General features: G+C 65.9%; 6 protein-coding genes. 2 read left to right on the forward strand and 4 right to left on the reverse strand.

The annotated features are described in order from the left end of the window. Window positions 1–76: 76 nt before the first annotated feature. Entirely contained in the window at window positions 77–1249 is a 1173-nt protein-coding gene (locus tag AC3A3G_RS15265) for an acetyl-CoA C-acetyltransferase (RefSeq protein WP_487488625.1), read from the forward strand. 218 nt (window positions 1250–1467) lie between these two features. Here the strand turns inward: AC3A3G_RS15265 and AC3A3G_RS15270 are convergent, their stop codons facing one another. The 4 genes from AC3A3G_RS15270 to argB form a co-directional block, all read right to left on the reverse strand. After that, window positions 1468–3768, reverse strand: coding sequence for a S8 family peptidase (locus AC3A3G_RS15270; RefSeq protein WP_487488626.1), 2301 nt, complete (start codon window positions 3766–3768; stop codon window positions 1468–1470). A gap of 96 nt (window positions 3769–3864) precedes the next feature. Next, the gene (gene dapD, locus AC3A3G_RS15275) at window positions 3865–4734 is read right to left on the reverse strand and encodes a 2,3,4,5-tetrahydropyridine-2,6-dicarboxylate N-succinyltransferase (protein ID WP_487488627.1); all 870 of its coding nucleotides are present in this window, start codon (window positions 4732–4734) and stop codon (window positions 3865–3867) included. Continuing rightward, complete coding sequence (locus tag AC3A3G_RS15280; RefSeq protein WP_200216636.1) at window positions 4731–5444, reverse strand: pyrimidine 5'-nucleotidase; 714 nt, start codon at window positions 5442–5444, stop codon at window positions 4731–4733. The genes dapD and AC3A3G_RS15280 overlap by 4 nt, the downstream gene beginning before the upstream one ends. Further along, a complete protein-coding gene (gene argB, locus AC3A3G_RS15285) occupies window positions 5441–6370 on the reverse strand; it encodes an acetylglutamate kinase (protein ID WP_003163944.1) in 930 nt (309 codons plus the stop codon). Before argB ends, AC3A3G_RS15280 begins: the two co-directional genes overlap by 4 nt. Before the next feature lie 136 nt (window positions 6371–6506). On the opposite strand from argB, the gene AC3A3G_RS15290 reads away from it, so the two are divergent. Continuing rightward, window positions 6507–8711, forward strand: coding sequence for an AGE family epimerase/isomerase (locus AC3A3G_RS15290; protein ID WP_315026107.1), 2205 nt, complete (start codon window positions 6507–6509; stop codon window positions 8709–8711). Window positions 8712–9006: the final 295 nt, after the last annotated feature.

Raw genomic sequence — 9006 nt, forward strand, 5'->3', positions numbered from 1 at the left:
GCATCGCAACAGGTGACGTGCGTCTGCGAATGCGGCACAACCTCGCGCAAAGAATTTCTCCAGGGAGTGAATAAAAATGACCGACGTCGTCATCGTCTCCGCCGCCCGCACGCCGGTCGGCTCCTTCCTCGGCGCCCTGTCGACCCTTCCGGCCTCCAAGCTGGGCGAGGTCGCCATCAAGGCGGCGCTGGAACGCGCGGGCGTCGCGCCCGCCGATGTGGACGAGGTGATCCTGGGCCAGGTGCTGCAGGCGGGCGCGGGGCAGGGGCCGGCGCGTCAGGCCGCCATCGGCGCGGGCCTGGCCAATGAAACCCCGGCCTGGAGCCTGAACCAGCTGTGCGGTTCGGGCCTGCGCGCCGTGGCCTTGGCCTATCAGCAGATCGTGCAGGGCGACGCCAAGATCGTCGTCGCCGGCGGCCAGGAGAGCATGAGCCAGTCGCCGCACACGGCCCAGCTTCGCAACGGCCAGAAGATGGGCGAGCTGGCCTTCAAGGACAGCATGCTTCAGGACGGGCTGATCGACGCCTTCCACGGCTATCACATGGGCCAGACGGCCGAGAACATCGCGAACAAATGGTCGATCGACCGCGCGTCTCAGGACGCCTTCGCCGTCGCCTCGCAGAACAAGGCCGAGGCCGCCCAGAAGGCCGGTAAGTTCGCCGACGAAATCGTCCCGGTCGTCATCTCGACCCGAAAGGGCGACGTGGTCGTGGATCAGGACGAATACATCCGCCACGGCGCCACCCTCGAGGCGATGGAGAAGCTGAAGCCCGCCTTCGTCAAGGACGGCACGGTGACGGCGGCCAACGCCTCGGGCATCAACGACGGCGCCGCCGCCCTGGTGTTGATGAGCGCCGATGAGGCCAAGGCGCGCGGGCTTGAGCCGCTGGCCCGCATCGCCTCGTGGGCCACGGCGGGCGTCGACCCGGCCATCATGGGCACGGGCCCGATCCCGGCTTCGAAGAAGGCGCTGGAGAAGGCGGGCTGGACCATCGCCGATCTGGACCTGATCGAATCCAACGAAGCCTTTGCGGCCCAGTCGCTGTGCGTGGTCAAGGAGCTGGGTCTCGACCCGGCCAAGGTCAACGTCAACGGCGGCGCCATCGCCATCGGCCACCCGGTCGGCGCCTCGGGCGCGCGCGTCCTGACGACGCTGCTGCACGAGATGAAGCGTTCGGGCGCCAAGAAGGGTCTGGCCACCCTGTGCATCGGCGGCGGCATGGGCGTGGCCCTGTGCGTCGAGCGCTAAGCGCTCCAAGGGCCAAGCTGAAACAACAAAGGCCGGCGATCGATCGCCGGCCTTTTTTCCTCCGCCCCAAAATCCGCTCATCCCGGCGGACGCCGGGATCCAGTGCTTTGGCTTCAGGCTCTTCGTTCAAGGCTTGGCGGCTTCAAGAACACTAAAGATGGGCACATGTCGCTCTCACTGGATCCCAGCGGACGCCGGGACGAGCGGGAGGTGAGTGTTCAAAACCCCCGCCGCCAGCTGCCCAGCAGGGCGTAGCCGGTCGGGGCGCCCGCGCGGTGCTGCTCCTCGCGGCTCGCCACGGCCTCAAGCTGCAGCCAGGAGCCGCCGGGCAGGGCGTGCAGGCTGCGCACGCTGAAGTCGATTTGCCGCCCCGACGGCGCGGCCGAGAAGCGCCGCTCCGAGAAGGTCACCGGGTCGAAATAGTCCAGCGGCGCGTCGGCCAGATAGGCGCTGAACGTCCCATCCTCGATCCGCAGCGGCTGGGAAATCTCCCACGTCAGACTGCGGCAGCCCAGGGCCTTGGCGAAGGACCACGTCGGACAGGTCGACTGCAACGACGCCCGCCACGTCGAGCTGATCGCGGGGGCCGACAGCTGCAGGAACCGCCCCTCCAGTTCGGTGCGGCCGAACCCCGCCTCGCCCGACAGGGTGAGGCCGCGTCCCAGGTCGACGTCCGCCCCGACCGCCGCAAAGCGGGTGCGCGACGGCAGGGCGAAGTCCGACTGCGTCGGCAGATAGGCCCCCAGCGGTCCCATCCGCTCATCCAGCGCGCCCAGACTGAACGAAAGGCCGCCGTTCTCGGCGCGCCAGTCCATCCCGGCGCGGGCGTAGGTCGAGGCGTCGCGCTCGACCGGACGCAGGGGGGCGCGCCGGTCGCCGGACCCGCTCTCGGCGCTGAAGGTCAGGGCGCCGAACGACATCGCGCCGCGCAGGGCGTGGTCGGCCTGGCTCAGGGCCACGAAGCCGTCGCCGGAACCGCTGCGGAACGGCGAGCGCGCCCCGCCCTGACCTTGCCAGGCCGAGAAGGACAGCCGCCCGGCCTGAACGTCGAACAGGGCCTCGCTGCGCGTCTCATCGCCCAGCCAGGGCGCGTCGAAGGGGGTGTAGCGGGCGACCACCGGATCGGGCATGGCCACCGGCGTGGCCGCAGCCAGCGACAGCCGCGCTCCGCCCGGCGCATCCAGCGTCACCTGAGACTGCTGCATCGGCGTCGGGTTGCTGGGTTGGTAGCTGCGGCGCGGCGCGGGTCCGTAGGCGGCGCCCAGGTTCACGCGGAACAGCCGCTCGTACTCGTCATGAGCGATGGTCGCCAGGGCGCCGGTGCGGCCCAGGGCGTCGCCGAACGGTCCGCCGACATAGGCGCCCGGTTCGACGGCGATGTTCACCGGCTGGCCGTTCGCCATCGGAGACGAGGTCGTCCCCACCGGCTGGAAGGCGCGGGCGATGTCCAGCGCGCCGCGCCCGAAGGTGATGTCCGTCCCCGTGTCGCCCAGGTCCGCCCCGGTCCGCAGCAGGATGTCCACCGCGTCGCGCCCGGTCAGATTGGGAAAGGCTTCCAGCAACAGGGCCATGGCGCCCGCCACGGCGGGAGAGGCGAAGGAGGTGCCGTTGACCCGCCAGCAGCTGTCGCCTTCGCAGCCGACGATGACGTCGACCCCCGGCGCGGTCAGATAGGCGCCCTGAGACACGCCGGCCTTGTTCGAGAAGCTGCCCAGCTGGCGTGCGCGGTCATGAGCGCCCACGACGATGATCGACCCGGCGAAGCGGGGATCGCTGGCGTAGCGGCCGGGCCATTCGGGATTGGCGCCGGCTTCGTTCCCGGCGGCGATGGCAAGGATGACGCCGGCGTTGACGGCGCGTTGCAGGGCGGCCTCGAACTGGACGCCCAGCGGCGTCTCGCCGCCGAGGGACAGGTTGATGATCTTAGCCCCGTTCTGCACGGCGTAGTCCAGGGACCGCACCAGGTCGGATGAGCGGAAGCAGATCTTGTCTTCGGGATCCGTGCATTCGCTGACGTCGGCGCGGATCGACATGATGGTCGAGTTGAAGGCCACGCCGACGGTGCCGTAGTTGTTGAACGGCGCGGCGATGATGCTGGAGACATTGGTTCCGTGGTCGTCCGTGCCCTGCGGCTGGTTGCGGCCCGGAACCACGTCGGTGGACAGGGGCGAGATGTTCGCGCCGAGATCCTGGTGGTTCAGCTTGATGCCGCTGTCGACCACGGCGACGGTCACGCCGCGCCCGGTGGCGCCGCGCTGCCAGGCGCGGAAGGCGCCTGTGTCTCCCACGCCCCAGTTGCGCAGGTATTCGGACGACGTCGCTTCGGGGATCGCCGGAGGGGGCGGCGGCGGCGGTGGTGGTGGAGGAGGGGGCGGCGGCGGTGGCGGAGGAGGCGGGGGTGGTGTGGGCGTGACGATGCCGCCGCCTCCTCCTCCTCCGCCGCAAGCCGCCAAGGGCAGGGCCAACAGGCCCAGAACGCTGATCGAAATCGCAAATCCGCGCAGGCGTTGAACAGACATGGTTCCCTCTCCCGAAACCTATTCAGCCATTAGGCCGGTTTCGGAGAGATTGACGAGCCTGTTTTCTTTGAACCCTGCGTCCGGAGGGCCGTGTCGTCAGTCGCGCAGCAGTTCGTTGACGCCGGTCTTGGCGCGGGTCTGGGCGTCGACGCGCTTGACGATGACGGCGCAGTACAGGCTGGGACCGCCGTTCGGGTCGGGCAGGGCGCCCGGCACCACGACCGAATAGGCCGGCACCTCGCCGCGGAAGATCTCGCCCGTCGCCCGGTCGACGATCTTGGTCGAGGCCGACAGATAGACGCCCATGGCCAGGACCGCGCCCTCGCGCACGATGACGCCCTCGGCCACCTCGGCGCGGGCGCCGATGAAGCAGCCGTCCTCGATGATGGTCGGATTGGCCTGCAGCGGCTCCAGCACCCCGCCGATGCCCGCCCCGCCCGACAGGTGGACGTTCTTGCCGATCTGGGCGCACGAGCCGACCGTGGCCCAGGCGTCGACCATCGAGCCTTCATCGACATAGGCGCCGATGTTCACGAAGGACGGCATCAGCACCACGTTCTTGCCGACATAGGCGCCGCGGCGAACGATCGCGCCCGGCACCGAACGGAAGCCCGCCGCCTGATAGTCGGCGGCGTTCCAATCGCCGAACTTGTTGGGCACCTTGTCCCAGAAGGGGCCGACGGCGACCGGCTGATCGGCGGACAGCGGCAGGGTGGGGGCGTGGCCGGCGCGCATGATGACGTTGTCGTTCAGACGGAAGGACAGCAGCACCGCCTTCTTCAGCCACTGGTGCGTGCTCCACACGCCGTCGGCGCCGCGCGAGGCGACGCGCGCCTGGCCGGAGTCCAGCAGGGCCAGGGCGGTGTCGACGGCGTCGCGCACCTCGCCGCGCGTGGCGGCCGAAACCTCGGCGCGGGCTTCCCAGGCGGCCTCGATGACGGATTCCAGGTGGGTCAGGTCGGTCATTGCGGATCTCCGTCCAGCATGGCGGTGGTCAGGAAGGGGCCGAGGGAGGCGGCCCGGTGTTGGATGTGATCGCCCTCGGCGGTGAAGGCCTTGGTTCCGACCAGCACGGTGGTCATGCCCAGGTCGCGCGCCGGCTCCAGGTTCTTGGGCGTGTCCTCGAAGAAGCAGGCGGTCGCCGGATCGACGCCGAAACGCGCCAGCATCTTGTGGAAGGTGCGCGGGTCCGGCTTGGGGATGAGGTCGGCGTCCTCAAGCGCGAACACTCCGTCGAAGAAGGGCGTCAGCTCCAGCTTCTCCATCACCCGCTGGGCGTGACCGGCCGAGCCGTTGGTGAAGATCAGGCGCGGACCCTGCAGCCGCTCCAGCGCCGCGTGCAGGCCGGGATCGGGCGCCAGCACGTCCAGCGGCACGTCATGCACCTCGGCCAGGAAGTGATGCGGGTCGATCTCATAGTGCATCATCAGCCCGGCCAGGGAGGTGCCGTAGTCATGCAGATAGCCGCGCTGCACCGACAGAGCCTCGGCCGATTCCAGGCCCGAGGTGCGCACGACGTACTGGTTGATGCGCTGCTCCACCTGACGCAGGAACTGCGTCTCCGGCGGGTACAGGGTGTTGTCCAGGTCGAAGACCCAGGACCGCACATGGCGCAGGTCCGCGCCGATCTCGGTAGGCGCGGTTTCAGGCGCCGTGTTCGACGCCGAACCCGTCACTTCCGCCTGACCAGGGTGCCGGCGCCGTGCTCGGTGAACAGCTCGACCAGCATGGCGTGCGGGCGGCGCCCGTCCAGGATGACCACGGCCTCGACGCCCGCGCGGATGGCGGCCATGGCCGTCTCCAGCTTGGGGATCATGCCGCCGGTGGCGACGCCGTCGTCGATCAGGCTCTGAGCCTCGTCCAGCGTCATCTGGCGGATGATCTCGCCGTCGGCGCCCTTGACCCCCGGCACGTCGGTCAGCAGCAGCATCCGCTTGGCGTGCAGCGCGCCTGCGACGGCCCCGGCGACGGTGTCGGCGTTGACGTTATAGGTCTGGCCGTCCTCGGCCACGCCGATGGGGGCGATGACCGGCACCCAGTCCTCGGTCTCCGAGGCGATCAGGCCCTTGATCAGCTTGGGATCGACCTTAGTCGGTTCGCCGACGAAGCCCAGGTCGACCTCGTGCTCGATCATGCTGTCGGGGTCGCGCTTGGTGCGCTTGGTCTTTTCAACCGTCAGCAGGCCGGCGTCCTTGCCTGACAGGCCGACGCCGCGCACGTCGGCTTCCTTGCCGGCGACGGTGATCCAGTGGGCGATCTCTTTGTTGACCGCGCCGGACAGGACCATCTCGGCCACCGACATGGTGTCCTTGTCCGTCACGCGCAGGCCGTCGACGAAGGCCGACTTCACGCCCGCCTTGTCCAGCATGGCGCTGATCTGCGGGCCGCCGCCGTGGACCACCACGGGGTTCACGCCCATCAGCTTCAGCAGCACCACGTCCGCAGCGAACTGCTTCGCCACGGCGCTCTCGCCCATGGCGTGGCCGCCGTATTTGATGACCACGGTCTCGCGGTCATAAACCTGGATATAGGGCAGGGCCTCGGCGAGCGTCTTCGCCGTTTCCCAGCCGCGTTCCTCGGATTGCCGATCAGTCTCTATCATCGTGCGCGCTCGATAGCCCCAAGGGCGGCGCGAGTCACGGGCGAAGGTGCTGTTGAAGTTAGCGAAAGTCGTCATTCTTTCGTAATTCTATGATCGGATACTTTCTTTCTGCGCGATTCAGATTAGGCATCCTATCATGAGATTATATCCTGTCATTATGTGCGGCGGTGCGGGGACCAGGCTTTGGCCGGCTTCTCGCCCTTCAAGGCCTAAGCAGTTCATCCCGCTTTCAGGTAACCGCTCCCTTTTTCAGGAAGCCGTTTTACGGACGCAGCCGCTGGTCTCCGGTGGAGGGCGCATTATTGTTATTGGCGGCCATGCGCACCGTAGCGCCATTCTGGATCAACTTCATGACATCGGCGTCGTTGCTCAAGTCTTGCTTGAGCCTGAGGCGCGGGATTCGGCAGCCGCTATGGCGGCGGCCGCAGCATGGACGGAACAACACGACGCGGATGGCGTGAACGTTTTTGTCGCGTCAGATCACCATATTCCAGACCATGGCGCCTTCTGCGAAGCTGTGAGACAGGCGGGCGAAGCCGCGTTGAAGGGACATATCGTCACCCTAGGCGTCAAGCCGACCGAGCCCTCGACGGCGTATGGGTATATCCAGCCGGCCGCAAGTGACCTTGCTCCAGTAAAGCAGTTTGTTGAAAAGCCAGATCGAGATGTAGCTCGAGATTATATTCAAAAGGGTTTTCTTTGGAATAGCGGCAATTTCATACTGTCTGCTAGTACGCTGCTTTCTGAACTCGCGCATTGTGCTCCCGATGTCCTTCAGTCGGCACGAGCATCCGTTAATGGATGTGCTGGGGATGTCTTTGAGCTTGGCGTGGCTTTCCGTTCTGCGCCTAAGATTTCGATCGATTATGCCTTGATGGAGCGCACGCAGCGGGCCTGGGTCTTGCCAGTCGATTTCCAATGGTCGGATCTGGGAGCCTGGGACGCCGTCGCCGCGACGGGCGAAGGGGAATTCGGCGGTCATATATTCGAGGACGCTGAAGGATGCATGGCGCGTGCACCGGAGGGCGTAGTCGTCGCGGCCCTTGGGGTTCGAAATCTGGCCATTGTGGTTGAAGGCGATGCTGTCTTGGTGTGCGATCTATCTCGCGCTCAAGACGTGAAGAAGGTGGTTGAGCGACTGCGAAAGTCTTCTCCGCAGCATATCGACTTCGTCAGGCCTGAAATGGAGACGCTTGAAGTTGGTGCGCGCAGGTTCCGGGAGTGGTTGCGTTTACGCGCATTGCCGCTTTGGTCGTCTGTGGGCCAGGCCGAGAATGGCGCGTTCGCGGAACTGCTCAATCTTGATGGGCGAAGTGTAGCGGCGGAGCGACGTGCGCGCGTTCAGGCGCGACAGATTTATGTTTTCGCGCAGGCTGGCTTGCTTGGATGGCAGGGGGGCTGGCGTCAGAACATCATGGACGGGTTCGCATATTTGGAACGAGTGTTCCTGCGTTCGGACGGTTTGATGCGAACGTTGGTGGCGCATGATGGCACGCCTCTGGACGAGGATTTCCGCGTCTATGATCAGGCTTTTCTTCTACTCGCGCTAGCGACGGCCAAGAAAGCGGGCGTTGACTGGGACGAGCGTGCTGAAGCGATCGCTCACGAGGTGACAAAGCGGTTGCTGGAAAGGGCGGATGACGGTGGCGCCATCGTTGAAGCCGGAGACCAGCCATACCAGTCAAATGCCCACATGCACCTGCTGGAGGCGGCCTTGGCTTGGTCCGAGCTCAGCGATGATCCGGCATGGAGTGCGCTCGCAGAACAGGTTGCGAGTTTGGCCACGACTGTTTTTATGGATTCAAAGACCGGCCGATTGAGAGAATTCTTCGAGGCTGACTGGACGCCTGCTTCCGGCGAGAAGGGTCGTCTCGTCGAGCCGGGTCATCAATTCGAATGGGCTTGGTTGTTGGCGCGCTTGCACCGTCGCGGCGGAGATCAGAAATGGCTGACGGCCGCCAAGGCCTTGTTCGACCGCGGGGTGGAGGGAGTGGATGCGCGCGGTCAGGTCGCCGTAGACGCTTTGGATGAGGAAGGGGGCGTTCGTGTGCGGCGTGCTCGTCTATGGCCTCAGACGGAGTGGTTGAAAGCTTCCCTGCTTCTTGCTGATTTGTGCCCGTCAGAAGAGAAACGTTTTCTTTTGGAGGCGGCTCGCGCTCAGCGCGCCGTTTGGACGTATCTGACTGATGATGGGCTTTGGCGAGATAAGAGGCTTGAAAATGGCCGCTTCATTGATGAGGCCGCTCCCGCCAGTTCATTGTATCATATTGTTTCCGCCTTTACGCAGGTCGTTGAAGCGGGAACCTTGGGAGACGGCGCTCCCTCACTTGCTCTGAGCTAAAGAGGCTTTTGGCTTTTGTAGCTTTTGGAACACGCTTGTATTGCTTGAAGTTGCTAGCGAGCGTTTCGTGCTCGACCCGCTAAGGTGACGCTGGTAAGGGTCGCCTCAGGCGGTGACTGAATATCGCCCACCTATCAATAAACCTCGGAGGGCCGCATCCTATGCGTGTCAAGAGTTTGATCCTGGCGTCGAGCGCGGCGGCCGCCCTGGCCCTGTCGGCCGGCGCTGCTTCGGCTGAGCCTGATGGCTGGTACGGCGCGATCGACGCCGGCTACCACATCATCGACGACATCAA

The organism is Brevundimonas sp. Soil_N_31, assembly GCF_057655995.1.